The organism is Streptomyces sp. NBC_00178, assembly GCF_036206005.1.
In the GTDB taxonomy this organism is placed as follows: Bacteria; Actinomycetota; Actinomycetes; order Streptomycetales; family Streptomycetaceae; genus Streptomyces.
The window spans coordinates 6,638,523-6,662,076 of record NZ_CP108143.1 but is presented as its reverse complement, the minus strand read 5'-3'; the positions used below and the strand labels follow the sequence as shown (position 1 = coordinate 6,662,076).

General features: G+C 72.0%; 22 protein-coding genes. 8 read left to right on the top strand and 14 right to left on the bottom strand.

Features of this window, described 5'->3' with window-relative positions:
* The first annotated feature begins 278 nt into the window (after window positions 1-278).
* Window positions 279-941: a class F sortase gene (locus OHT61_RS29150; protein WP_329042288.1), complete on the top strand. Its 663-nt coding sequence runs from the start codon at window positions 279-281 to the stop codon at window positions 939-941.
* Between the two features lie 167 nt (window positions 942-1,108).
* Here the strand turns inward: OHT61_RS29150 and OHT61_RS29145 are convergent, their stop codons facing one another.
* Window positions 1,109-1,957, bottom strand: coding sequence for a polysaccharide deacetylase family protein (locus OHT61_RS29145; protein WP_329042287.1), 849 nt, complete (start codon window positions 1,955-1,957; stop codon window positions 1,109-1,111).
* Window positions 1,958-2,120: 163 nt separating this feature from the next.
* Here OHT61_RS29145 and OHT61_RS29140 point away from each other — a divergent pair, with 163 nt between their 5' ends.
* Window positions 2,121-2,582 carry a universal stress protein gene (locus OHT61_RS29140; protein ID WP_329042286.1) on the top strand — a complete coding sequence of 154 codons (462 nt, stop codon included), beginning with the start codon at window positions 2,121-2,123 and terminating at the stop codon, window positions 2,580-2,582.
* Between the two features lie 39 nt (window positions 2,583-2,621).
* Here OHT61_RS29140 and OHT61_RS29135 read toward each other — a convergent pair whose 3' ends face one another.
* Window positions 2,622-3,839, bottom strand: coding sequence for a CapA family protein (locus OHT61_RS29135; protein ID WP_329042285.1), 1,218 nt, complete (start codon window positions 3,837-3,839; stop codon window positions 2,622-2,624).
* 257 nt (window positions 3,840-4,096) lie between these two features.
* Between OHT61_RS29135 and OHT61_RS29130 the strand changes: the two genes are divergently transcribed.
* Window positions 4,097-4,666, top strand: coding sequence for a sigma-70 family RNA polymerase sigma factor (locus OHT61_RS29130; protein WP_329042284.1), 570 nt, complete (start codon window positions 4,097-4,099; stop codon window positions 4,664-4,666).
* Here the strand turns inward: OHT61_RS29130 and OHT61_RS29125 are convergent.
* On the bottom strand, window positions 4,600-4,797 hold the full coding sequence (locus tag OHT61_RS29125) for a zf-HC2 domain-containing protein (protein WP_329042283.1): 198 nt from the start codon (window positions 4,795-4,797) through the stop codon (window positions 4,600-4,602). The genes OHT61_RS29130 and OHT61_RS29125 overlap by 67 nt on opposite strands.
* 110 nt (window positions 4,798-4,907) lie before the next feature.
* On the opposite strand from OHT61_RS29125, the gene OHT61_RS29120 reads away from it, so the two are divergent.
* Window positions 4,908-5,414, top strand: coding sequence for a hypothetical protein (locus tag OHT61_RS29120; RefSeq protein WP_329042282.1), 507 nt, complete (start codon window positions 4,908-4,910; stop codon window positions 5,412-5,414).
* 35 nt (window positions 5,415-5,449) lie between these two features.
* Here OHT61_RS29120 and OHT61_RS29115 read toward each other — a convergent pair whose 3' ends face one another.
* The 8 genes from OHT61_RS29115 to OHT61_RS29080 all read right to left on the bottom strand — a co-directional run bounded on the left by OHT61_RS29115 (window position 5,450) and on the right by OHT61_RS29080 (window position 15,558).
* A complete protein-coding gene (locus OHT61_RS29115) occupies window positions 5,450-6,676 on the bottom strand; it encodes a sensor histidine kinase (RefSeq protein ID WP_329042281.1) in 1,227 nt (408 codons plus the stop codon).
* Window positions 6,673-8,163: a sodium/solute symporter gene (locus tag OHT61_RS29110; RefSeq protein ID WP_329042279.1), complete on the bottom strand. Its 1,491-nt coding sequence runs from the start codon at window positions 8,161-8,163 to the stop codon at window positions 6,673-6,675. Before OHT61_RS29110 ends, OHT61_RS29115 begins: the two co-directional genes overlap by 4 nt.
* Window positions 8,160-8,522, bottom strand: coding sequence for a hypothetical protein (locus OHT61_RS29105; RefSeq protein WP_329042278.1), 363 nt, complete (start codon window positions 8,520-8,522; stop codon window positions 8,160-8,162). The genes OHT61_RS29110 and OHT61_RS29105 overlap by 4 nt, the downstream gene beginning before the upstream one ends.
* Before the next feature lie 474 nt (window positions 8,523-8,996).
* Window positions 8,997-9,566, bottom strand: a complete 570-nt coding sequence (locus OHT61_RS29100; RefSeq protein ID WP_329042276.1) for a GNAT family N-acetyltransferase — start codon at window positions 9,564-9,566, stop codon at window positions 8,997-8,999.
* Between the two features lie 244 nt (window positions 9,567-9,810).
* Window positions 9,811-10,563 (bottom strand): LytR/AlgR family response regulator transcription factor, encoded by a 753-nt coding sequence (locus tag OHT61_RS29095; RefSeq protein WP_329042274.1) that lies wholly within the window; start codon window positions 10,561-10,563, stop codon window positions 9,811-9,813.
* Window positions 10,564-11,021: 458 nt separating this feature from the next.
* Window positions 11,022-11,882 (bottom strand): Fpg/Nei family DNA glycosylase, encoded by an 861-nt coding sequence (locus tag OHT61_RS29090; protein ID WP_329042272.1) that lies wholly within the window; start codon window positions 11,880-11,882, stop codon window positions 11,022-11,024.
* Window positions 11,883-12,015: 133 nt separating this feature from the next.
* Window positions 12,016-13,374, bottom strand: a complete 1,359-nt coding sequence (locus OHT61_RS29085; protein ID WP_329042270.1) for a wax ester/triacylglycerol synthase family O-acyltransferase — start codon at window positions 13,372-13,374, stop codon at window positions 12,016-12,018.
* A 120-nt stretch (window positions 13,375-13,494) separates the two neighbouring features.
* A complete protein-coding gene (locus tag OHT61_RS29080; RefSeq protein WP_329042269.1) occupies window positions 13,495-15,558 on the bottom strand; it encodes a SpoIIE family protein phosphatase in 2,064 nt (687 codons plus the stop codon).
* Between the two features lie 148 nt (window positions 15,559-15,706).
* On the opposite strand from OHT61_RS29080, the gene OHT61_RS29075 reads away from it, so the two are divergent.
* Genes OHT61_RS29075 through OHT61_RS29065 form a run of 3 tightly spaced genes read left to right on the top strand, consistent with a single transcriptional unit; the run spans window position 15,707 to window position 18,519 of the window.
* A complete protein-coding gene (locus OHT61_RS29075) occupies window positions 15,707-16,543 on the top strand; it encodes a YndJ family protein (protein WP_329042267.1) in 837 nt (278 codons plus the stop codon).
* Entirely contained in the window at window positions 16,540-17,049 is a 510-nt protein-coding gene (locus tag OHT61_RS29070; protein ID WP_329042266.1) for a DUF1990 family protein, read from the top strand. Before OHT61_RS29075 ends, OHT61_RS29070 begins: the two co-directional genes overlap by 4 nt.
* Before the next feature lie 30 nt (window positions 17,050-17,079).
* Complete coding sequence (locus OHT61_RS29065) at window positions 17,080-18,519, top strand: lipase maturation factor family protein (protein ID WP_329042264.1); 1,440 nt, start codon at window positions 17,080-17,082, stop codon at window positions 18,517-18,519.
* A gap of 85 nt (window positions 18,520-18,604) precedes the next feature.
* Here OHT61_RS29065 and OHT61_RS29060 read toward each other — a convergent pair whose 3' ends face one another.
* The 3 genes from OHT61_RS29060 to OHT61_RS29050 all read right to left on the bottom strand — a co-directional run bounded on the left by OHT61_RS29060 (window position 18,605) and on the right by OHT61_RS29050 (window position 22,315).
* On the bottom strand, window positions 18,605-18,778 hold the full coding sequence (locus tag OHT61_RS29060; RefSeq protein ID WP_329043465.1) for a hypothetical protein: 174 nt from the start codon (window positions 18,776-18,778) through the stop codon (window positions 18,605-18,607).
* Window positions 18,779-19,196: 418 nt separating this feature from the next.
* On the bottom strand, window positions 19,197-20,687 hold the full coding sequence (locus OHT61_RS29055) for an SDR family NAD(P)-dependent oxidoreductase (RefSeq protein WP_329042263.1): 1,491 nt from the start codon (window positions 20,685-20,687) through the stop codon (window positions 19,197-19,199).
* A gap of 164 nt (window positions 20,688-20,851) precedes the next feature.
* On the bottom strand, window positions 20,852-22,315 hold the full coding sequence (locus OHT61_RS29050) for an MFS transporter (RefSeq protein WP_329042261.1): 1,464 nt from the start codon (window positions 22,313-22,315) through the stop codon (window positions 20,852-20,854).
* A 247-nt stretch (window positions 22,316-22,562) separates the two neighbouring features.
* Between OHT61_RS29050 and OHT61_RS29045 the strand changes: the two genes are divergently transcribed.
* Window positions 22,563-23,453, top strand: a complete 891-nt coding sequence (locus OHT61_RS29045) for an RNA polymerase sigma factor SigF (protein ID WP_443049570.1) — start codon at window positions 22,563-22,565, stop codon at window positions 23,451-23,453.
* The last annotated feature ends 101 nt before the right edge of the window (window positions 23,454-23,554 follow it).

The window sequence follows — 23,554 nt, the reverse complement described above, 5'->3', positions numbered from 1 at the left end:
CTGATTCTCCGGGATCTGTCGAAGAGAACGCATCCCATGACGAACCCTCACCACATAGCGCAAGGCGCGCACTTCGGCACTGCTCCACCTCGGGTACCGACACGCCGCGCACCCCTGCCTGGATCTGACGGACGCGCAGGTCACGGACCGTCAGAACTTTTATCCGCTCATTACTCCGATGAGAAGACGACGCAGCCGGCCCCACCCGTTCGCGCCTCTCCGATAGCCGCCCCGGATGCCCCCGCCTAGCGTGGCGATGTCGCGACGAAGGGAGAACCATGGGCCGGGACCAGTGGGGCGGCGAGCGGATCAGGTACACACCGTGGGGCGCGATCGCCCTGGTGATGCTCACCGGGCTCGCACTGATGCGCAACGGCGCGGAGACCTCACCCGGACCGCCGCAGCCCGCCGCCGCGGCCTCGGTGGCCGGCCCGCGGGACACGCCGCCGTCCGCCCCGGCCGGAGGCGAGCCGGTGCAGCCCCTGGCCTACGCACCGGCCCAGCGCGTACAGATCCCCTCGATCCAGGTCGACGCCCCCATCGTGGACGTCAATCTGGACCCCGCCGGCTGGATCGAGGCACCGCCCGCCCAGGACCCCAACCTCGCCGGCTGGTACCAGAACGGCATCGCGCCCGGCCAGCGCGGAACCTCCGTCCTCGTCGGCCACGTGGACAACCTGGCGGGGCCCGCCGTCTTCTACGGGCTCGGATCACTCAGCAAGGGCCAGCACATCGAGGTGTCCCGCTACGACGACCGCACCGCGGTGTTCGAGATCTACGGCGTCGAGGTGTTCGCCAAGAACGACTTCCCGGGCCCCCGGGTGTACGGCGACACCGGCTACGCCGAGCTGCGCGTCATCACGTGCGGCGGGGGCTACACCAAGGCCGACGGCTACGACGGCAACGTGGTGGTCTTCGCCCGGCTCGTCGAGACGCGCTGAGGGTTCCGGCTCCCGGCCCCGTCGACGGCCGCTGGCCCGCCGGGGCCCCGCGTCCGTCCCGTACCCCGCGAGCCCCGGGGAACGGGGCGGACACTCGCGTCTCCGGCCTGGGACCCGGGAGGCCGGCGCAGACGCGGTACACCTCCGGCACCGGACCTCCCCCGCGTTCAGACGCGCCGCGGAACCGTCGGCCGGTAGCCCTTCTCGATGAGCGCGGGCAGGTACCGCCGCAGGGCCGCCACGCTCTGGGAGCGGTTGCCGCCCGCGTCGTGCGAGAGGATCACGACACCGGGCGCCGCACCCTTCTTGACCCGGCGCACGATGGTGTCGGTACCGGGCTCGGTCCAGTCCAGGGTGTCGACCGTCCACGCCATCGGCTCCATGCCCATCGAGGCGCCGATCTCGAAGGAGTTGCGGTTCCAGGCGCCGTACGGGGCCCGGTACCAGAGCGGTGCCGCGCCGAGTGTCCTCTCGATCACCTCGCTCGTGCTGCCCAGCTCCTTGCGGATGCCGGCCCTGGGGAGCTTCGTGATCAGCGGGTGCGACCAGGAGTGGTTGCCGACCACGTGGCCGTCGTCGGCCATCTCGCGGAGCAGATCACGGTTGTCGGCCGCCATCTCCCCGCACACGAAGAACATGGCGCGGACGTCGTAGCGGCGCAGGACCGCAAGGATGTCCGGGGTGTACCGCGGGTCGGGGCCGTCGTCGAAGCTGAGGACCATGGCGTCGTGCCCCAGTTCGGGCAGTTCCTCGAACGGCCGGGTGCGGACGGGCGGCGGAGCGGGCTGGAAACGGGCCGGGGTGCTCGCGGTCATGGGCCGCAGACGGTACGCCCCCGGCGCCGCCGGGGCGCTCGCCTGGGGTCCCGCCGCAGGGGCCGGCGCCGGCTCGCCGCCCGGACGCACCGGGGTGCCCGCCGGATCCGCCGCGATCATGTGCACGGCCGCGGTGGCGCCCAGCGCGAGGGCGAGGCGCAGCAGGGTGCGGCGGTCGGCTGGAATCTGATCATGCTTCATGAACAACTGCTCGCACGGAGTTACGCCCGTGCCACGCGCCGACACCGGGGATGTCACGTTTTGCACCCGATGGATGCAGTGCACACGCGGTGGCCCGGGCGGGCGTGCCCCTCGGCTGGAGGCGGCGGCGGCGCGCGTGGGGGCAGCGGCTAACCTCGTGGCCGTGGAAGAGCAGCAGGAAGACCGCTTCGAACGCGGCACGGACGGCCCCAAGGTGATCGTCGCGGGCCTCGACGGTTCCGAGTCCTCGATGCGCGCGGCGGCGTACGCGGCGGGTCTGGCACGCCGGCAGAACGCGCTGCTCGCCCTGGTCTACGTGCAGCCGGTGATGGCGGCCGGCGCCGCCCTGGGCGCACCGGTCGCCGACGCCACCGGGGAGGTCGCGGAAGGGCTGGTGCACGAGATCAGAAGCGCGACCGAGCGGCTCAAGGACATATGGAACGTCCGCTGGGAGTTCCACACCTTCCGGGGTGATCCGTACAACGGCCTCGTGACGGCGGCCGACGAGCTGAAGGCGGACGCCGTGGTGGTGGGTGCGTCGGAGTCCGCCGGGCACCGCTTCGTCGGTTCCGTCGCCGTGCGCCTGGTGAAGGCGGGGCTCTGGCCGGTCACCGTGGTGCCGTAGCGGCTCCTGCGACGGGCGGGGCCCGCTTCGGCCGCCCGGTCAGCGTCCCTCGACGAGTCCGTCCTGGGCGGCGCCGCGGCTGAGCACCACACGGCTGATGCGGTCGTGGATCCGGTTCAGGTCACCGCGCCCCGGGCCCGCCTCGGCCGTCGCCGGGGAGAGGCGGACGGCCCGGCCGGCCGCCGGGTCGAACCACTGCGGCAGGAATTCGGCCTTCCTCACGGTCCAGCGCTTCCCGGGTCCGGCCGGCGGGGCGAAGGTGAAGCGGCCCATGGCCCCCTCCCCGGCGCGCGGGTCCGGTACCCCGTCGTGACCCACCGCGGCGCCGGCGATCTGGTTGCCGCTGCCGTAGGCGATCCAGGTGCCGTTGACCTTCTCGTACGCCTGCGGGACGTGGGTGGTGCCGAGGATCAGGTCGATGTCGGGGCGGTCGCCGGTGGCGGAGGACGTCAGCCGGCGGCCGAGGGTGCGCTGGGCGTCGTCGGGTGCGTCCTGACCCTCGGTGCCCCAGTGGAGGGAGACGACCACCACGTCCGCGCCGGCCTCGCGGGCCTTCCTCGCGTCCGCGACGATGCGCGGGCCGTCGATCGGAGCGACCTCCCACGGCCGCCCCGTCGGCTTCCCGGCACCCGGGGCACCGTTCGTGTAGGCGAGGTGGGCGACTCGCGCCGCGTCCTTGCCCTTGCCCGCCCTGAGCAGTGCGGGACGGGACGCCTCCGCTGCCGAACGGGCCGTTCCGGCATGGGCGATGCCTGCCCCGTCAAGGGCGTCGAGTGTCCGCCGGATGCCCCGGGCGCCGTCGTCCAGGCTGTGGTCGGACGCGGTGGAGCAGGAGTCGAAACCGGTGGCGCGCAGTGCCGTGGCGACCTCGGGCGGCGACCTGAAGGAGGGTGCGCCGGTGTAGGGGCCGCCCTGTTGTCCGTACGCCGTCTCCATGTGGCAGATGGCCAGATCCGCCTGGGAGACGGTCGGCGCCACTCCCTTCAGCATGGGACGGAAGTCGAAGCCCGCTCCCCCGGCGTCCTGCGCCGCCCGGTCGATCAGCGGGGTGTCCGGCAGGATGCCGCCGGCGGCGACCAGCGTGAAGGCCCGCCCGCCGTCCGCTCCCGTGCCCTCGGCGACGTTCGCGCCGTGGGCGGCGGCGGGATGACGACCGGCGAAGCCGGGGGGTGACGCGGGCGGCCCGGAGCAGGCCGTCGCGGTGGCGAGCAGACCTGCGACCACGATCGCCGCACTCGGTCGGATGCGCTTCGTCATCGGCACGACTCCCGGTTCGGACGGTTTCAGCCACCCGACTACACATACAGTCATACCGCCGAGTCAAGAACAAAGGTGACCAAGTACCTGAATCGGCCGTATCGGCGCCCCGTGACCGTTCACCGCACCACTCGCCGCTCCGAGCGACCGCTCGGCGCACGCCTCTGCGCACCGCCTGTCCCCCCGCGCCCCGATGCGCTCGTATACGCCAGGCGGGAGCGAGGCGTCAGGGGCCTCTTCGGGAAGGGACGTTCACCATGATCACCGCGACGACGGACGAACGGGCCCTCGCCCGGATGCAGCGCGAACACGGGCCCGCGCTCCTCCACTTCCTGCTCGGGCTGACCTTCGGCGACCGGCAGCGGGCGGAGGACCTGCTGCAGGAGACGCTCGTACGCGCCTGGCAGCACCCCGAGGCCTTCGACGCGCCCTACGAGTCGATGCGGCCGTGGCTCTTCACCGTCGCACGGCGCCTGGCCATCGACGCGCGGCGGTCCCGCCTCGCGCGGCCGGCCGAGGTCAGCGACGTGGTCCTGGAGACCGCGCCCGCCCGGGACAACACCGCCGAGGCCGCGGCCTGTTCGCTGGACGTGCGCGAGGCGGTACGGACGCTGAGCCCGGAGCACCGCGCGGTGCTCGTGCAGATCTACTTCCGCGGGCTCAGCGTGGGCGAGACGGCGCTGGCCCTCGGGATACCGGCGGGCACGGTGAAGTCCCGTTCGTACTACGCGCTGCGCGTCCTGGCGCGGAGCCTCCCCGGCTACTCGAGCAGGTCCTCCTCGTCCGCCAGCCCCAGCAGGGACGCCGCCTCCGCGACCTCCACATAGGCGGCCGCGCACGCCGCGCACTTCTGGAGGTGCGCGGCCACCGGAGCGCTCTCGCCGGCGGCCAGGGCATCGAGCACATAGGCGCCCAGCGACTGCCGTACGTGCGGGTCGTCGCCGCGGTCGGCGGTCATCACACCTCGAATCTCCCGACGGATCCTGCCCTTCTGCCCACGCGGGGCACGCGCCCCCGGTTCAATGCTGCGTGAGGCCGGTGCCGAGTTGACGAAAGAGGCGAGACGGGATGCGTCCCGATTACTGCGACGAAACCGGCGGGGGCGGGCTGCCGGTCCCGATGGCGTGGATGTACTCGGAGTACATCGCGGACGAACTGCTCGTGACCGGTGACCTCATGGAGCCGACCACCCTGGAGTTCCGTGCGGGGCGCGACGCGCTCGCGCTCACGATCTTCCTCTCCGACGGGGCGGCGGCCGAGGAACTGCCCGCCGTACGGGTGGACGAGCTGCGGCTGCTCACCGCGTACGGCGTGACCTGGCGCCGATGGGTCTGCGCCAGGCTGGAGGCCCTGGAGCGCCCCACCCCCGCCGACGGGCGGACCGACCCCGACCTCGTGATGGCGCGGGCGGCCTGGCGGTGGCTGGAGGAGACCGAACTGCTGGCCGCGGACCTCGACGCCATCGGCCCGCAGCCGTGGGAGGCGCTGGGTACCGAGGACGGCGAGGCGCAGGTATGGACGCCGGCCTGGCAGCTCGGGCTGCCCCTCGGCCACCTGGCCGTCCACCTGTACTGAGACGCCGGACGCACAGGTGCGCGGCCGTCGGCTGATCACGAACCGTGCACGCCGGCACGGTACTTGGGGAGCCGCAGCGTGATCCGCATCCCCGCGCCGACGCCCGTCTCGATGACGAGCCCGTAGTCGTCGCCGTACACCTGGCGCAGCCGCTCGTCGACGTTGAGCAGGCCGACGCCGCTGGAGGTTCCGCCCTCGCCCCGCAGGATCTGCCGCAGTCGCGCGGGGTCCATCCCCGCCCCGTCGTCCTCGATGACCACCTCGGCCTCCGCACCGGCGTCCAGCGCACTGATCGTGATGCGGATCGGGGCGTCCCCGGGCCGGATAGCGCCGAGCGCGCGCGGGTGCGTGACGGCCCCCTCCAGCCCGTGCTTGACCGCGTTCTCCACCAGAGGCTGGAGGCACAGGAACGGCAGGGCGACGGGCAGCACTTCGGGGGCCACCTGGAGGGTGACGGACAGCCGCTCGCCGAATCGGGCCCGTACCAGGGCGAGATACTGGTCGATCGAGTGCAGCTCGTCGGCCAGCGTGGTGAACTCGCCGTGCCGGCGGAACGAGTAGCGCGTGAAGTCGGCGAACTCCAGCAGGAGTTCGCGCGCCTGCTCCGGGTCGGTGCGGACGAACGAGGCTATCGCCGCCAGGGAGTTGAAGATGAAGTGCGGCGAGATCTGCGCCCGCAGCGCCTTGATCTCCGCCTCGATGAGCTGCGTGCGCGACCGGTCGAGTTCGGCGAGTTCGAGCTGTACGCAGACCCAGCGGGCCACCTCCCCCGCGGCCCTGGCGAGGACCGCCGACTCCCGGGGCGCGTAGGCGACGAGGGTGCCGAGGACACGGTGGTCGACCGTCAGGGGCACGGCCACGGCCCAGCGCAACGGGCAGTCGACGTCACCGCAGTCGGTGTGGAAGGCGGTGTCGCGGCCGCTGGAGAGCAGGCCCTCGACGTGGTGCATCACGTCCTTGCCGTGGTGCTCGCCCTCCCCGTCCCACACGAGCACCCGGTCCCGGTCGGTCAGGCAGAGCGCGTCCGTGCCCAGCAGCGAGCGCAGCCCTCGCGCCGAGCGGCGCGCGCTCTCCTCCGTGAGCCCGGCGCGGAGCGGGGGCGCGGCGAGGGAGGCGGTGTGCAGCGTCTCGAAGGTGGCGTGTTCCACGGGCGTGCCCACGTCGCTGGTGCGTACGGGGCGGGCGGTGCGGCCCAGCAGGAAGCCCGTGCCGAACAGCAGCAGCGCCACCACCGCGATGACGGCGATCCCGGCCCCGGTCACCGGCCGCGCCCCGAGGTCAGCGCCTCCGGCAGGTGGAAGCGGGTCATGGCGGCGTTGGTGCCGGGTGGTATGCGCCCCGGGGTGGCGAGGGAGACCAGGACCATCGCGAGGAAGCCGACCGGTACGGACCAGACGGCCGGCCAGGCCAGCAGGGCGTGCGGCCAGCCCGGTGGACGCACCGCGCCGCTGACGGTGATGGCCACGGAGAGCAGCGCCGAGCCGCCCCCGAGCAGCAGTCCGGCGATGGCGCCGGGCGGGGTGAGACGGCGCCACCAGATGCCGAGGACGAGCAACGGGCAGAAGGAGGAGGCGGAGACCGCGAAGGCCATGCCCACAGCGTCGGCGACGGGCACCCGGCTGACCAGCAGCGAACCCGCCAGCGGCACCGCGATGGCCAGGACGGTGGCCAGCCGGAAGTGCCGTACACCCCGGGAGGGCAGGACGTCCTGGGTGATCACTCCGGCGACGGCCATGGTGAGCCCGGAGGCCGTGGACAGGAACGCCGCGAACGCCCCGCCCGCCAGGAGGGCGCCGAGCAGATCACCACCGAGGCCGCCGATCACGCGGGCGGGCAGCAGCAGGACCGCGGCGTCGGCGTCGCCCCCGTGCATGAGCTCGGGCGCGTACAGCCGCCCCAGGGCTCCGTAGACGGGCGGCAGCAGGTAGAACAGGCCGACCAGGGCGAGGACGGCGACGGTGGTGCGGCGGGCGTCGCGGCCGTTGGGGCTGGTGTAGAAGCGGACGACGACGTGGGGCAGCCCCATCGTGCCGAGGAAGGTCGCCACGATCAGCCCGTACGTCGCGTAGAGCGGATGGTCGGCCCGGAAGACGGTGATCTGTTCGTCGAAGGTCACACGGGGGCGGCCGTCGCCCTGCCAGGCGAGTACGAGGAAGATGGCGGGCACCAGGAGCGCGGTGAGTTTCAGCCAGTACTGGAAGACCTGGACGAAGGTGACCGACCGCATCCCCCCGGCCGCGACGGCGACCACGACGACGGAGGCGACGAGTACGTCGCCGAGCCAGCCCGGCGCGCCCGTAAGGGTCTTCAGGGTGAGGCCGGCGCCCTGGAGCTGCGGCACCAGGTACACCCAGCCCGCGCCCACGACGAACACGCTCACCAGTCGGCGGACCTGCCGCGATTCGAGCCGCCCCTCCGCGAAGTCGGGCAGGGTGTACGCCCCCGAGCGGCGCAGCGGCGCCGCGACGAAGACCAGCAGGACCAGATAGCCGGCGGTGTACCCGACCGGGTACCAGAGCATGTCGGGGCCGTGCACGAGGACGAGGCCCGCGATGCCGAGGAAGGACGCGGCGGAGAGGTACTCACCGCTGATCGCCGCGGCGTTGAGACGCGGCCGCACGGTGCGCGAGGCGACGTAGAAGTCGGACGTGGTGCGGGAGATCCGCAGCCCGAAGCCGCCCACGAGGACGGTGGCCAGGACGACGAGGGCGACGGCGGCCACCGCCGCCGGATGCCCGGGTGCGCTCACGGTGCGGGGCGGCCTTCCACGAGCCGTGCGAAGTCGCGCTCGTTGCGCTCCGCCCTGCGGACGTACCACCAGGCGGCCAGGGTGAGGGGTGGGTAGGTGGAGAATCCGAGCACCGCCCAGACGACGGTGTTGCTGTGCAGCGCCTCGAAGACGAGCGGCAGGGTGCCGGCGACGAGCGCGAGCACGGCGAAGGCGGTCAGTCCGGCGCGGAGCTGACTGCGCATCAGCGAGCGGACGTACGCACCACCGAGCGCCGTCTGCTCGTCGATCTCCGACTGCGCGCGGTAACGGGGCAGCGGACGCACCCGCCGGGGCTCGCCCGTGACCACCTCGCGCCGGGGCGTGCTCTCTGCGGACATGGGGCCGGAGTGTAGGCGGCGCGGGGGCCGGCTGCCACCAGGAGGGTCGGAGCGCTCTTGCGGCGGCCTGCGCGGGAAGGTCCGGTGGTACGGCCTGGTCGTACGGAGGGAAGAGCGTCTCCGGGTATTCGACGCGTGCTCGGCAAGGGGATGAAGCAGCGGAGCCACCCGCTCGCCGTTCGCAGCTTGCCGGCCTCGAGGACCGGCCTGCCGGCGAGAGGACGCCGACGGCTTCGCTGACCGGCGGGAGAGGATCGCCGGGGCCCTGGACGCATCGGCATTCGCGCTGTTCTCGGATGACGACCGGGACAGAGCCGGGGCGGAGGCAGCGGCGGCGCGGGAGCAGGCCGCAGAAGTTCGACGCCGAGGTTCGACGCCGAGGTTCGAGCCGAGGTGAGAGCGGGGCCGGCGAGCGCTGAGAGGACGGGCAGCGGGAATCCGAATCGGACGGCTGGGCGCCGCGCCTCGCGCCGCCTACGCCTGCCGCCGGTCCCACTGCTCCTTCCTGATCTCGTACCGCACACCCCCGTGCTCGGAACCCTCGACCGTCTTCATGTCGTCCGGGGTGGGGATGCACTCCGCGAGCGTCATCCCGAGCTTCTCCATGACGTTGCGCGAAGGGCGGTTCACCGTCATCGTCTCGGCCCAGACCATGCGGATCCCGAGCTCGGTGAACCCCTTCGCGAGCAGCGCCTGCGAGACCTCCGTCGCATAGCCCCTGCCCCAGACCGCCTGACGCAGGCGGTAGCCGAGTTCGGCCTCCTCGCGTGGGCCGCCGCGGAGCGGACGCAGGCAGAACCAGCCGGCGAACGCGGCGCCGTCCTTCTCGTGCGCGGCGAACAGGCCGAGATCGTGACCCCAGCGCTCGTAGCCGGCGAGGATGCTGGGGATGACGAGGTCGCGGACCTCCTCCGGGGGAGTCGGAGCGCCGCCGGTCAGGTAGCGCATCACCGCCGGGTCGCTGTCCAGCTCGATCAGCAGGTCCGCGTCGGCGGCGGCCAAGGGGCGCAGGGTCAGCCGCTCGGACTCGAGGTAGGTGGTCACGTGAGGATCATGGCCGCGGTGAGGCCGGCGGTCCAGGCGTTTTCGGACCCGTCCGTCACCGGGTGGAGTGCCGGAGGAACACCGTGGCAGCGCCGCTTTCACGTCATGGCCGAGGCCCGTGTCCATCCCCCGTCGTACGGATGCGGGTGCCGCGATCCCACGGGCACTTCCGTGTGATCACGAGCGCGATCACGTGCGGGCTGGACCCTTCGAGGCGGTCCGGGAGGTGCGGGACCGGGCCGGGTCAGCGCCCGGTCTGCCGCATCAGGAGGTCGCGCAGGGCGCGGGTATGGCGGCGGCTGACGGCTAGTTCGGCCGATCCGATGCGGACGCTCATGCTGCCCGCGTCCAGCCGCAGTTCGTCGATGCGGTTGAGTGCCACGAGGTGGCGGCGGTGGATGCGGACGAAGCCGCGGGAGCGCCAGCGTTCCTCCAGGGTGGTGAGCGGTATACGGACGAGATGGCTGCCGGTGGCGGTGTGCAGCCGCGCGTAGTCGCCCTGCGCCTCGGCGTACGCGATGTCGTCGACGGGCACGAAGCGGATGACTCCGCCGAGTTCCACGGCGACCTGGTCGGTCGCCGTGTCGTGGACGGGCGCCGAGCGTTCGCCGACCTGTTCGGCGACGCGGCGCACGGCTTCGGCGAGGCGCTCGCGGCGGACCGGTTTGAGGACGTAGTCGACCGCCTTGAGGTCGAAGGCGTGCACGGCGAAACCCTCGTGCGCGGTGACGAAGACGATGAGCGGGGGTGCGGCGAACCCGGCCAGGAGCTGGGCCACGTCGAGTCCGGTCAGGCCCGCCATGTGGATGTCGAGAAACACGACGTCGATGGCCGAGGGATCGTCCGGCGCCGCGTCGACGGCGCCGCCGATGCGGCGCAGCGCCTCGGTCGCACCGGTGGCCCCCTCGGCGCGGCGGATGCGGGGATCGGCGCGCAGGAGGTAAAGGAGCTCTTCCAGGGCGGGTTCTTCGTCATCGACGGCGAGTACGCGCAGCATGAGGCCGGAGTTTAGGGCTTTCGGTTCGCCGAGCGCCCGGCTCGTGCCCTGGTGCCCGATCCCGTTGCGCACGGGGACGACTCGCACGGTCCGGGCGGGGCGGCTTGAGTGATTCCCGGGTCCGTCGCGTACCTGAGTGCATGCGCGCCTTCGAACCTCACCGCGACGCCGGAGCCTACGCACTCGGGGTGCTCGGGGCTGCCGACGCCTTTCGCTTCGAGGAGCACCTGACGCGGTGTTCCGTGTGTGTGATCCAGGTACGGGAGTTCGACGAGGTGGTGGACCGGCTGGTGGCCTGCTCGTATCGGTTGCCGGCGGGAACAGTGCCTCCGAAGGCCGGGACGCACAGGCCTTGGTGGCGGGGGCGCGCACGCCGGCGCGGCTGACCGCGCGGAGCGGGGGAACCGCGGGACAGGCCGCGGGAACCGGGGAGTCCGCAGGACCGCAGGACCGCAGGACTACTTGAGCAGGCGGGACAGTCTCCGGTCGGCCAGGGGTTTGCCTCCGGTCTGACAGGTGGGGCAGTACTGCAGCGAGGAGTCGCTGAACGACACCTCCAGCACGGTGTCACCGCAGACCGGGCAGGGCAGGCCGGTGCGGCCGTGGACGCGCATGCTGCTCTTCTTCTCGGCCTTGAGCCGGCCTGCCGCGACACCACGGGAGCGTTCGACGGCCTCCTGGAGCGTGGTGCGCATCGCCTGGTAGAGGTGGGTGACGTCGTCGTCGCCGAGGGACGTGGTGAGTTTGAAGGGCGACATCTTCGCGACGTGCAGGATCTCGTCGCTGTAGGCGTTGCCGATGCCCGCGATCAGCGACTGGTCGCGCAGCGCTCCCTTGATCTGCCGGCGTTCCCCGCCGAGCAGCGTCGCGAACGCGTCCCGGTCGAAGGAGTCCGCGAGCGGGTCGGGGCCGAGTCGTGCGACTCCGGGGACGTCGGCCGGGTCGCGTACCAGGTGGACGGCCAGGCGCTTGGTGGTGCCCATCTCCGTCAGGTCGAACCCGTCGCCACCGGCGAGCTGGACGCGCATCGCGAGCGGCCCTTTGCCGGGCCGTGGCGGTGTGGCGGGGAAGCTGTCCTTCCACTGCAGCCAGCCGGCGCGTGCGAGGTGGATGAGCAGGTGGAGCGGGCCGGCCGCGATGTCGAGGAACTTGCCGTGCCGGGCCACGGACGTGACGGTGGATCCCTCCAGATCGGCCGGCGGGGGGTCGTACGTCTTCAGGACGCTGATCGCGAGCGGGAGGACGCGGGCGATCTCCTTGCCGACCAGGTGGTCGTCGAGGAAGTCCCGCAGGGCTTCGACTTCGGGCAGTTCGGGCATGCCCCCAGCCTGCCGCAGCGGGCGGACGGACGCCCGCCGGGCCGTCCGCCGTCCGTTGTCCCGGGAGACGTCCCGGTCGCCGTGCCGGGTCCGTCGGCGCGTCCGGGCGCACGTCCGGCACCGCGGCCGGCGATCACGCGGGAGCGGGCACCGCGGGCAGCAGCGCGTGCAGCTCGCGGAGTTCCTCGTGCACGGCGTCGGCCAGCCGGTCGAGGTCGGGGAGCGCCTTGCCGTCGGCCACGAGTCCGACCTGTACCCGGCCGCCGTAGGTGGAGAGGGCGACGGCGAGCGACTGGCCACGGGCCAGCGGCGCCATGGGGTAGACGGCGCGCAGCGGGCAGCCTCCGAGGGAGAGGGCCGACCGCGGCAGCGGCACGCTGGTGACGAGGAGATCGAAGAGCATCCGGGCCGCGTTTCCGGCCAGCGGCGCACCGAACCGGTGGGCGAGCGCGGGCAGCTGATCGGCCAGTACGGCGACCGCGCCGGCCCCGCGAAGGGGTCCGGCCGCCTTGTTGCGGTCCATCGCCGTGCGCACGAGCCGCAGACGCTCGCGAGGGTCGGGCTCCCCGACGGGTAGTCCCAGAAGGTAGGCGGAGAGCCTGTTGCCGGTCGCGGCGGCCCCCGGCCGGCGCCGCGACACGGGCACGAGGGCGCGGGGGTCCACGCCCGGGAGTGCCTCGCCCCGTTCGAGCATCCAGCGGCGGAGTGCGCCGGCGACCAGGGCGAGCAGGACGTCGTTGGCCGTGCCGCCCTCGGTGCGGCGGATGCGCTGCACCGTGTCGGCGTCGAGCTCGGCCGTGGCCAGGCGGCGCGTCCCACTCGAGCGCGCGGTCAGGGCCGTGGACCCGCGGAGGTCGAGCCGGCTGGCACGGACGACGGAGGCCCCGACGCCCAGCGCCCGGCGTACGTCGCCGAGCCGGTCCAGCGCCATCCCCGCGGCCTCCTGCGGACCGGGCAGCCACGAGCGGGGCGGCACCGGGTGCCGGCGCCGTGCCGCGCCCCGGCCGGCCGCGGCGGACGCGATCTGGTCGAAGATGCCGGCGCCGATGGCGACGGCGCGCATGCCGTCGGCGAGGGCGTGGTGCAGCTTGACGAGCACGGCGAACGGGCCGTCGCCCACGCTGTCCAGCAGGTACATCTGCCAGGGGGGCAGGCCGCGTTCCAGCGGTTGCTCCATGAGTTCGCCCGCGAGCCGCGTCGCCTGCGGCATGAAGTCGTCCCCGCTGAGCACGATCCGCTTGACGTGACGGTGCACGTCGAAGTCCTTGTCGGTGAACCACGCGGCGCCGCCGACGGGCAGCAGGACGTCACGCACCCGCATGCGCAGCCGGGGGATGGCGGCGGCGCGGGCACCGAGCAGTTCGAGGAGTTCCCGCGGTTGCGCGCCGGGGACCGGGTCGAACACGGCCAGAGCCCCGAGATGCATCGGATGGGCGTCGGTTTCGAGGTGCCAGAAAGCCAGATCAAGAGGTGCCAGGAGCTCGGTACTCAACGGGGCCTCGCGTCGTCGACAACGGAACGTCGGGATCGAAGTCAATCCCTACAGGTCGGTTACGGTCAAGCAAGAGCATGTTACGTACTGTTACAGTCTTTCTGCGTCCGGACGGCGGCGCTACCGGTGCCCCTCGATGAGGAACTCGCACCACACGCACTTGCCGTTCCCCCGGGACTCCACTCCCCAGACATCGGCCAGTCGGTCGACGAGCATGAGGCCACGGCCGGAGACACCGGACTCCCCCGCCTCCCTGCGGCGCGGCAGCGCGCTGGAGCGGTCCTCGACGTCGACCCTGAGCCGCCGTTCGGGTCCGGTCAGCACCCGGATGGTGACGATCGCGCCGCCGTCGGTGTGCATCAGCGCGTTGGTGATCAGCTCGTCGGCGGCGAGTTCGACCTCGTCGGCGCGCTCCTTGGCACCCCAGGCGCGCACGGCGGCACGGATCATGTGGCGGCACGAGCTGAGGGCCTCCGGGTCGTTCTGCGCGACGTGCTGCTGGAGCCGGCCGCCCGGGTGCGGGGCGTGGGCGGCGTTGCGGCGCAGGAGCAGCACCGCCATGTCGTCCTCGCCGCCCCGCTCGTCGACGACCTCGCAGAGCCGGTCGGCCAGCCTCTGCAGGTCCTCGGGGCCGTCGGCCACGGTCGAGGCGAGGAGCCGCATGCCGTCGTCGAGATCGGTTCCCGGGAGTTCCACCATGCCGTCGGTGTAGAGGATCATCGTCTGGCCCGGGTCCAGGTCGACGGTGCTGACCGGATATTCGAGCCGCCCGAATTCCGCGGAGAGCCCCAGCGGCAGTCCGCCGTCCACGGGCAGCTTGCGGCAGCTGCCGTCCACGTCCCTGAGCGCGGGGTCGACGTGACCGGCCCGGACCAGCTGGACCACCCCCGTGGTCAGGTCGGCCTCGGCGTAGGTGCAGGTGGCGAAGCGGTCGGTGTCGAGTTCGTGGAGGAAGACGGAGGCCCGCGCCATCACCGTGGCCGGACTGTGCCCCTCGGCGGCGTAGGCGCGCAGCACGATCCTGAGCTGGCCCATGACGGCCGCCGCGTGGGTGTCGTGCCCCTGCACGTCGCCGATGACGGCACCGACCCGGCCGCCGGGGAGGGCGATGATGTCGTACCAGTCCCCGCCGATGTCGCGGCCCAGCCGGGCGGACCGGTAGCGGACGGCGACCTGCGCCCCCGGTACCTCCGGGATGCGGCGCGGGAGCATCGCCTGCTGGAGGCCCTCGGCGAGGTCGTGCTCCTGCTCGTAGAGCATGGCCCGCTGGAGACTCTGGGCGATCGAGCTGCCGAGGGCGACGAGCAGATTCCGCTCGTCGGCGGTGAATCCGGCCTTGTCGCCGTAGAGGAGCCCGAGTGCCCCGATCGGGCGCGCCTGCGCGATCAGCGGCATGTACGCGGCGGCGGTGATCCCGAGGTGGCTGATGTGCGGCCAGAGGATCGGGTACGAGGTGGCGAAGTCGTCGGCGCTCTCGATGAAGCGGGGGGTGAGGGTGCGGATCACTTCGCTCATCGGGTACGCCTCGTCCACCCGGGTGTAGCGGGTGCCCTGCACGAACGCCCCTTCGGGGCCGTCGGCCACGAGGTGGATCCGGCCGTTCTCCAGCAGGCCCATGACGAGGCTGGTGGCCCCGAGGTTGGCGAGACCCCTGGAACTCTTCAGCACCTCGGTGACGTCCTGGACCGTTCGCGCGTGGGCCAGGGCGGCCGTGGTGCCCTCGACGAGGCTGGTGCGCCGCCGGCGTTCCTCGTCGACGGTCCGGCGGGCCGTGGACTCGGCCAGCTCCTGGGTGGCGTCGCGGATGATGCCGATGATCCGGCAGGGGCGCCCGGTGGCGTCCCGTCGGATGAACCCCTGGGTGTGGGTCCAGCACAGGGTTCCGTCGCGCCGCTTGCGGCGGAAGTACGCGCCGTAGTTGTTCCGGCCGCTCTTGAGCGCCTGGGAGACCATGCCGTCGAGCCGGATCGCCTCGTCCGCCGGCACGCGCTGTCCGAGCGTCGCCGGATCGTCGTCGTACTCGTCGGCCGTCAGGTCGAACACGTCGAGGGCGGGCTCGTCCATGTGCATGAGGCCGCTGTCCAGGTCCCAGTCGAAGCTGCCCATTCGGTTCAGGGCGAGGCTGAGATCCGGGTGGGCGGGCCAGTCGTCCGGGAGTGACAGGGCACCCGCCCGATCATCCATATGCGCCACTCTGCCACTGTTTGCCCGATTCCTCGACCGATTCCGCCGGCGACCGGCACTTGAACGTGTTCAGAACAAGCCCTATGCTCGCCGACAAGAGAACTGAACACGTTCAATTCAGTTCGCCGACGCGAGGCGGGGTGGGCGCGTGTCCGTACTGGTCGGTCTCGTCGTGATACTGGGCATGCTGGTGATCGTGCCCCTCGGCCTTCGGCTCACCGAAGACCCCCGGCTGGACCGCGTGCGGCGCCTGTGGCCCCTCTTCGCCGTCCCCGGGGCCCTGTCCCTGTGGCTTCCGCGCGGCGGCGCCGCCGGCACCCTCGCCCTCTGCTACGCACTGGGCACGCTGGTCCTCGCGGCTCACGCCCCGCTGCGCCTGGTCCGGACACGCCGCGCAGGACCTGCGGAGGTGGCGCTGCTCACGGCGCTCGTCACCCCGTCGGTCGCCGCGCTCGCCCTCGTGGCCGAGCGTTCGGGCCACGCGCTGTTCGGGTTCGGGCTCGGCATCCTCGCGCTGACGGTGCCGCACTTCCACTTCGCCGGGTTCGCGGCCGCCCTCGTCGCCGGACTCGTCTGCTGCGCCGAGGACGGGCCGGCGGGCCGCTTCGCCGCCCTGAGCGTCCCGTCCGGCACACTGCTCGTCCTGCTCGGCTACTTCACCGGCGAAGGGACCGAGCTGGCCGGGGCGGTCGTCCTCACCGCCGGCATGTGGACCGTCGCCCTGCTCACCTGGCGCACCGCCCGCGCCCCCGGCCGCGACCGCACCACCGGCGTCCTGCTCGCCGTGTCGGCGGCGGTGCTCGTGGCCACCATGGTCCTCGCGCTGAGCTGGGCGCTCGGCGAGGCCACCGGACTCCCCCACCCCACCCTGACCTGGATGGCCGCCACGCACGGACTCGGCAACGCACTGGGCTTCGCGCTCTGTGCGCTGCTCGCCCGGCGCCGGCTCCAGACCCTCACCCGGCCGGAAGGCGGACCCGCATGAGCACCCTCACCTACCCCGAGGTCGGAGCCACCCGGCTCAGCCCCCTCCCGGACGGGTACCACCACCTGCACCACAGGGCTCCCGTCGGCAGGGGCCGGGCGGAGTTCGAGGCCGCGGGTGCCGCTGTCACCGAGTGGCGGATGCACCGGGCGGCGGGGGCAGGCGTGAACGCCTCCGCGGCCCGGGCGGCGGCCGGAGTCCTCGTCGAGGTCTCGGCGGGGATCGGGCGGTTCCGCGTCACCGCCCCCTGCGAGGTCGTCTGGGCGGCGTACGAGGACCACCGCACCGGGTTCGCCTACGGCACCCGCGCCCGGCACCCCGAACGCGGCGAGGAGAGCTTCGTCGTGGAGCTCTCGGACGACGGCACCGTCTGGTTCACCGTGACGGCCTTCTCGCGGCCCGCCCTCTGGTACGCCCGGCTCGCGGGTCCGCTCGTGCCGCTCGCCCAGCGGTGGTACGCGCGACGGCTCGGAAACGTGCTCCGGCGCTCCGTGTCGTTGGCCTGACGGAAGGGCGCGCGCCGGATACTGAGGGCGATGGAGTGGTTCACCGCCGAGGGCTACTGGCTGAGCAGGCTGGTCTTCCAGCGCTCCCTGGCCGCCGTGTATCTGGTCGCGTTCGTCGCAGCCGCGCGTCAGTTCCGGGCGCTGATCGGCGCCCGGGGCATGCTGCCCGCGCCCGATCTCCTGCGCAGCACCTCCTGGCGCGCGGCTCCGGGGCTGTTCCGCCTGCACTACTCCGACCGCTTCTTCGCCCTGGTCGCGTGGACGGGCGCCGCGGTCTCGCTCGCCCTGCTCGCCGGGGCGGACGCGCATCTGCCCCTGGGGGCCGCGATGGCCCTGTGGGCGGTGCCCTGGGTGCTGTACCTGTCGATCGTGCAGGTCGGCCAGATCTGGTACGGCTTCGGGTGGGAATCGCTCCTGCTGGAGACCGGCTTCCTCGCCGTCTTCCTCGGCAACGCGGACACGGCGGCCCCCGTGCTGGTCCTCTGGCTCCTGCGCTGGCTGCTGTTCCGGGTCGAGTTCGGGGCGGGGCTCATCAAGATCCGGGGGGACGAATGCTGGCGACGGCTGACCTGCCTGGACTTCCATCACGAGACACAGCCCATGCCCGGCCCCCTGAGCTGGTTCTTCCACCGGCTGCCGAGACCGGTCCACCGGGTGGAGGTGGCGGCCAACCACGTGACCCAACTCGTGTTTCCCTTCCTGCTGTTCACCCCCCAGCCGGTGGCGAGCGGCGCAGCGGGGCTGATGGTGGTCACCCAGCTGTGGCTGGTTCTGTCAGGGAACTTCGCGTGGCTGAACTGGCTGACGATCGTGCTCGCCCTCGCCGCGGTCGACTGGTCGCCGATCGCCGGTCCCCCGCCCGCCCAGGCCGCGCCACCGCTCTGGTACGAGGTGGTGGTGTGCGGGGTCACGGCACTGGTCGTGCTGCTCAGCCACCGGCCGGCACGCAACCTGGTCTCCCGCCGTCAGGCGATGAACCGGTCCTTCGACCCGCTGCACCTGGTCAACACCTACGGGGCCTTCGGAAGCATCAGCCGGATGCGCCTGGAGGTGGTGGTCGAGGGGACCCGCGATCCGGTGGTGCACGAGGGAACGCGCTGGCTCGCCTACGGCTTCCGCGGAAAACCCGGCGACCCGCGCAGGCTTCCTCGCCAGTTCGCCCCTTACCACCTGCGGCTGGACTGGATGATGTGGTTCGCGGCGCTCTCGCCGGCCTACGCGCGCCCCTGGTTCGAGCCGTTCGTCGAGCGGCTGCTGCGGGGCGACCGCGACACACTGCGGCTCCTGGGCCACAATCCGTTCCCCGAGGGGCCGCCCGCGCACATCCGGGCCAGGGTCTTCCACTACCGCTTCACGGACCTGCGGGAACTGCGCACCACCGGCCGCTGGTGGGAGCGGACCTACGTACGCGACTTCATGCGGCCGATGGCCCGGCCGGTTCCGCTCCGGCCGGACGACGGGACGCGCTGAACACGGCCGGGGCCCGACAGGGCTCCGGCCCCCGTCCCGGAGGACGGGGGCCGGAGCCGAGCGCCGTACGGGGCGACCGCAGGGTTCAGTCGATGCCGGGCAGGATGTGCGGCTCGGCGAGGTCGTCCTCGTATCCGGCCAGCCTGATCGGGGCGGACCGGGCCCAGACCTCGATGTTGCGGAGCTTCTCGGGCCGGCCGTTCCGCTCCCGGGCCTTGTCGGCCGGGCGCGTCTCGCTCTTGGTCATCTCAGGTGTCACCGCGGACTCCTTCGTGTCGCGTATCCCCGGGGCGGTGGCGACGCTGCGGCTGTGAGAACCGTGTCGACCGCCCTCTGGGGGCAGGGGCAGAAACAGTTCGGTCGCGGTGGCGCCGGTACGGGGCGGGACGTCGGCCTGCATAAAGACCTGTCCCGGGACGGCCGAGGAAGATTTGTGGGTTCCTTGGTGGCGTCCGTTCACCTCAGACTAACCAAATGAGCGCCATCCCGCTCGACAGAACGTGTGGCCTGGGTCACTTTCAGCCAACAGGAACGGCGACGACCCCGCAATCGCGGGGTCGTCGCCGTGTGACCTGTCCACCCGCGTGACCTGCGGTGCAGAGGACACCGAGGGTGCGGGAGAGGCCGGAAGAACGGGAGGAACCCAAGGGCCGGGGCGGGCCGGAGGGGACCTGCGGTCACCAGCCGGCGGGCGCGTAGTCCTTGAGGAAGCAGCCGTACAGGTCCTCGCCCTCTTCACCGCGGACGATCGGGTCGTAGACCCGCGCCGCGCCGTCGACGAGGTCGAGGGGCGCGTGGAAACCCTCCTCGGCGAGGCGCATCTTGTCGGGGTGCGGGCGCTCGTCCGTGATCCAGCCGGTGTCCACGGCCGTCATCAGGATGCCGTCCTTCTCGAACATCTCCTGGGCGCTGGTGCGGGTCAGCATGTTCAGCGCCGCCTTGGCCATGTTCGTGTGCGGGTGGCCCGCGCCCTTGTAACCGCGGCCGAACACGCCCTCCATCGCGGAGACGTTGACCACGTAGGCGCGCTTCGACGCCGTCCTGGCCATCGCCGGACGCAGCCGGCTGATCAGGATGAAGGGCGCGGTCGAATTGCAGAGCTGGACCTCGAGGAGCTCGATCGGCTCGACCTCGTCGACGGTCTGGATCCAGCTGTTGGTGTCGTGCAGGTCCGGGACGAGACCGCCCGCGTCGATCGCGGTGCCGGCGGCGATACGCGCCGGGGAGGCGGACCCGGTGACCAGCGCGAGATCCGTGATGTCCTGCGCGCTGAGCCCCTGGCTCTCCCGGCGCGCGGCGGGCAGGGCGGCCACGCGGTCGACCGTGCCGCTGCCGAACGTCCCGATGACCTCGGCGGCGGGGAGCTCACCCGCGGGCAGCGGCGCGGACTCGGCACCGAGCAGTTCGCTGTACGCCTGCGGGGAGCGGCGTACGGTCTGCGCGGCGTTGTTGATCAGGATGTCCAGCGGGCCCTCCGCGGCGACCGAGTCGGCGAGGGCGACGACCTGGGCCGGGTCGCGCAGGTCTATGCCGACGATCTTCAGGCGGTGGATCCAGTCGTCGCTGTCGGGCATCGCCTTGAAGCGGCGGATCGCGTCGTTGGGGAAGCGCGTCGTGATGGTGGTGTGCGCACCGTCGCGCAGCAGCCGCAGGGCGATGTACATGCCGATCTTCGCCCGGCCACCGGTGAGCAGGGCGCGGCGTCCCGTGAGGTCCGTGCGGGCGTCGCGCCGGTCCCGGTTCTCCTTGGCGCACGACTGGCAGAGCTGGTGGTAGAAGGCGTCCACCTCGACGTAGCGCGTCTTGCAGATGTAGCAGGACCGCGGGCGCTGGAGGATGCCCGCGATCTCGGCGGTGGCCGAGGAGGAGGGAAGGACCCCCTGCGTCTCGTCGTCGATGCGTTCGGCGGAACCGGTCGCCGTGGCCTCGGTGACCGCCTTGTCGTGCGCGGTCTTCGCGGCCCGCCGCTCCTGGCGGCGGCGCTGCTTCACGGTGCGGTAGATGCCGGCGGTGGCCCGGCGCACGGCGACGGCGTCGGGGTGGTCCACCTCGATGGTGTTCAGCTCGTCCAGCACGCTCAGGCAGACGGCCAGCCGCTCCGGGTCGACACCGGGACCGAACTCGTCGGTACCGGGAGCGAGCTCCGGGCTGTCCTCTGTCACCGTCATCGCCGTTCCTCTGTCACTCGTCACTCGTCACTCGCGCCGCCGCAGGGCTTCGGCGGGGCTTCGGTGGGGAGGGGGTCCGGCGGGAAGCCGGCGGGGGCCGGCGCGCCACGGGCCGAATGCCCCGGTCAAGTCTGCCATGAGTCGGACCTTGTTCCGTTCGGCCGTCATCCCTTGCCCTCACTGACGGACAGCGGGGTCGCGATGTCCTCCAGCGACTTCTGCTCGGCGGCGACCGCGAAGAAGGAGGCGACCAGTCCCGCCGCGACCATGAGCGCCGCCCCGATGCAGAACGCGAGGACCGTGTCGCCCACCACACCGCTGCCGGTCAGGTCGGCGAAGACCAGCGGGCCCGTGATGCCTCCGGCGGCCGTGCCCACCGCGTAGAAGAAGGCGATGGCCATCGCCCGGGTCTCCATGGGGAAGATCTCACTGACGGTCAGGTAGGCGGAACTGGCTCCCGCGGACGCGACGAACAGGACCAGACACCAGCAGCCGGTCATGGTGACGGCGGTGAGCGCCCCGGCCCCGAACAGTCCCGCCGTCCCGAACAGCAGGAGGCCGGACAGGATGTACGTCCCCGCGATCATCGGCCTGCGCCCGACGGTGTCGAAGAAGCGGCCGAGGAGGAGCGGCCCCAGGAAGTTGCAGAACGCGATGACGGCGAAGTAGTAGCCGGTGGTTCCGCTCGACACGTCGAAGAACGTCACCAGGATCGATCCGAACCCGAAGGTGATGGCGTTGTAGAGGAAGGCCTGGCCGACGAAGAGGGCGAGCCCGAGGACCGCCCGCTTCGGATAGGAACGGAAGACCGTCCGGGCGATGAGACCGAAGCCGATGCTCTCGCGCTGCCGGACGGTGATGGCGGGCTCTGCCTGCGGCAGGCGCGTACCGGTCTCGTCCTCGACCTCGTGCTCCACCGAGTCGACGAGCTTCTCCGCCTCCTCGTCGCGCCCGTGGATGAACATCCAGCGCGGGCTCTCGGGCACATGGCGGCGTACCAGCAGGATGACGAGGCCGAGGACGACGCCGAGGGCGAAGGTGAGCCGCCAGCCGACGTCCTTGGGGAAGATGTCGGTGTTCAGCGCCACCACGGAGAGAAGGGAGCCGGCCACCGCCCCGAGCCAGAAACTTCCGTTGATGATGAGGTCGACCCGGCCCCGGTACCTGCTCGGGATCAGTTCGTCGATGGCCGAGTTGATGGCCGCGTATTCTCCGCCGATGCCGAAGCCGGTGAGGAAGCGGAAGAGGAAGAACCACCAGGCCGAGAAGGAGACCGCGGTGAGTGCGGTGGCCGCCAGATAGACGGCGAGGGTGATGAGGAACAGCTTCTTGCGGCCGTAGCGGTCGGTGAGCCAGCCGAAGACCAGCGCTCCGCTGCAGGCCCCCGCCACGTAGAGCGCGGCGGCGATGCCGGTCACCTGGGCGCCGCTGATGGGCAGTCCGCTGCCCTCCTCGGAGAGCCTGCTGGCGATGTTCCCGACGACCGTGACCTCCAGTCCGTCGAGGATCCAGACGGTGCCGAGCCCGATGACGATCATCCAGTGCCAACGGGACCAGGGCAGCCGGTCCAGCCGGGCCGGGATCCTCGTCGTGACCGTCCTCTGTCCTGCCGCGCCGACGTCGCTCACGGCCCCTCCTTCTGCTCTCCGGAAACACCACTCGTGCCCGGAATGAGGCGCTCCTCACACGTCACCGCGAATCAGGCGGCATAAATCAGCGCCAAAGGTGCCGAATCCCTCCATCTGATGGCGGCACCGGCGCCAGGCGGCCCCGAGAAATGGGAACGGGGAGAAAAACTTCGGGATCGGCAGGCATGAGATCCGGGAAGCCGGGCATGCGCGGATCACCACATCGGGTTCCAGGGAGGGCGACACCATGACGGCAGTGCGAACCACCGAAGCGATCGGCATGGCGGCGACGCAGTGCGACGAGGCGGGCAAGGGTTCCGGCACGGCCGCTCTCCCGTGGATCGAGGACGCCGGCAAGGTGGCCCCGCAGGACGCGCGGGCCATGTCGAAGCTGTTCTTCGACCGGCTCCAGTCCCTGGAGGAGGGGACCCACGAGTACCAGTACGCGCGCAACACCCTCATCGAGATGAATCTCTCACTGGTGCGCTTCGCCGCCTCGCGGTTCCGCAACCGGGGCGGGGACGACACCGAGGACATCATCCAGGTCGGCACCATCGGCCTGATCAAGGCCATCGACCGGTTCGACCTGTCGCGCGAGGTGGAGTTCGCCACGTTCGCGGTGCCGTACATCGTGGGCGAGATCAAGCGTTTCTTCCGGGACACCACCTGGTCGGTGCACGTGCCGCGGCGGCTCCAGGAGCTGCGCGTCGAGCTGGCCAAGGCCAAGGAACTGCTGTCGGGCAAGCTCGACCGCGACCCGACGGTCGCCGAACTCGCCGCGCACCTGGACCTCTCCGAGGAAGAGATCATCGAGGGCCTGGTCGCCGCCAACGGCTACTCGGCCGGATCGCTGGACACCCCGAGCGCCGACAGCGAGTCGGGCAGCGACCAGCGCGCGTACGCCGACCTCCTCGGCGAGGACGACCCGGCCATGGAGAGCGTCGAGAACCTGCACACGCTGGCCCCCCTGCTGCAGCAGTTGGACGACCGTGAGCGCAGGATCGTCCAGATGCGGTTCGGCCTGGAGATGACGCAGGCCCAGATCGGCGCTGAGCTGGGCGTCTCCCAGATGCACGTGTCCCGGCTCCTCAGCCGGATCGTGACGCGCCTGCGGGCCGGCATGAGCGTCGAAGCCTGATCCGGGGCGTACGAATCCGAATGACTGAGGCCCGGCCTGACGCCGGGCCTCAGTCACATATGCTTCCTGCCGAAACGGCCGTGGGTGTCCCGAGCCGTCCG

Bases quoted from the DNA above. Each gene is read 5' to 3' on its own strand.
- OHT61_RS29150 (WP_329042288.1), top strand. From the start codon at position 279: ATGGGCCGGGACCAGTGGGGCGGCGAGCGGATCAGGTACACACCGTGG.
- OHT61_RS29145 (WP_329042287.1), bottom strand. From the start codon at position 1,957: ATGAAGCATGATCAGATTCCAGCCGACCGCCGCACCCTGCTGCGCCTC.
- OHT61_RS29135 (WP_329042285.1), bottom strand. From the start codon at position 3,839: ATGACGAAGCGCATCCGACCGAGTGCGGCGATCGTGGTCGCAGGTCTG.
- OHT61_RS29130 (WP_329042284.1), top strand. From the start codon at position 4,097: ATGATCACCGCGACGACGGACGAACGGGCCCTCGCCCGGATGCAGCGC.
- OHT61_RS29125 (WP_329042283.1), bottom strand. From the start codon at position 4,797: ATGACCGCCGACCGCGGCGACGACCCGCACGTACGGCAGTCGCTGGGC.
- OHT61_RS29120 (WP_329042282.1), top strand. From the start codon at position 4,908: ATGCGTCCCGATTACTGCGACGAAACCGGCGGGGGCGGGCTGCCGGTC.
- OHT61_RS29105 (WP_329042278.1), bottom strand. From the start codon at position 8,522: ATGTCCGCAGAGAGCACGCCCCGGCGCGAGGTGGTCACGGGCGAGCCC.
- OHT61_RS29095 (WP_329042274.1), bottom strand. From the start codon at position 10,563: ATGCTGCGCGTACTCGCCGTCGATGACGAAGAACCCGCCCTGGAAGAG.
- OHT61_RS29090 (WP_329042272.1), bottom strand. From the start codon at position 11,882: ATGCCCGAACTGCCCGAAGTCGAAGCCCTGCGGGACTTCCTCGACGAC.
- OHT61_RS29080 (WP_329042269.1), bottom strand. From the start codon at position 15,558: ATGGATGATCGGGCGGGTGCCCTGTCACTCCCGGACGACTGGCCCGCC.
- OHT61_RS29070 (WP_329042266.1), top strand. From the start codon at position 16,540: ATGAGCACCCTCACCTACCCCGAGGTCGGAGCCACCCGGCTCAGCCCC.
- OHT61_RS29065 (WP_329042264.1), top strand. From the start codon at position 17,080: ATGGAGTGGTTCACCGCCGAGGGCTACTGGCTGAGCAGGCTGGTCTTC.
- OHT61_RS29055 (WP_329042263.1), bottom strand. From the start codon at position 20,687: ATGACGGTGACAGAGGACAGCCCGGAGCTCGCTCCCGGTACCGACGAG.
- OHT61_RS29045 (WP_443049570.1), top strand. From the start codon at position 22,563: ATGACGGCAGTGCGAACCACCGAAGCGATCGGCATGGCGGCGACGCAG.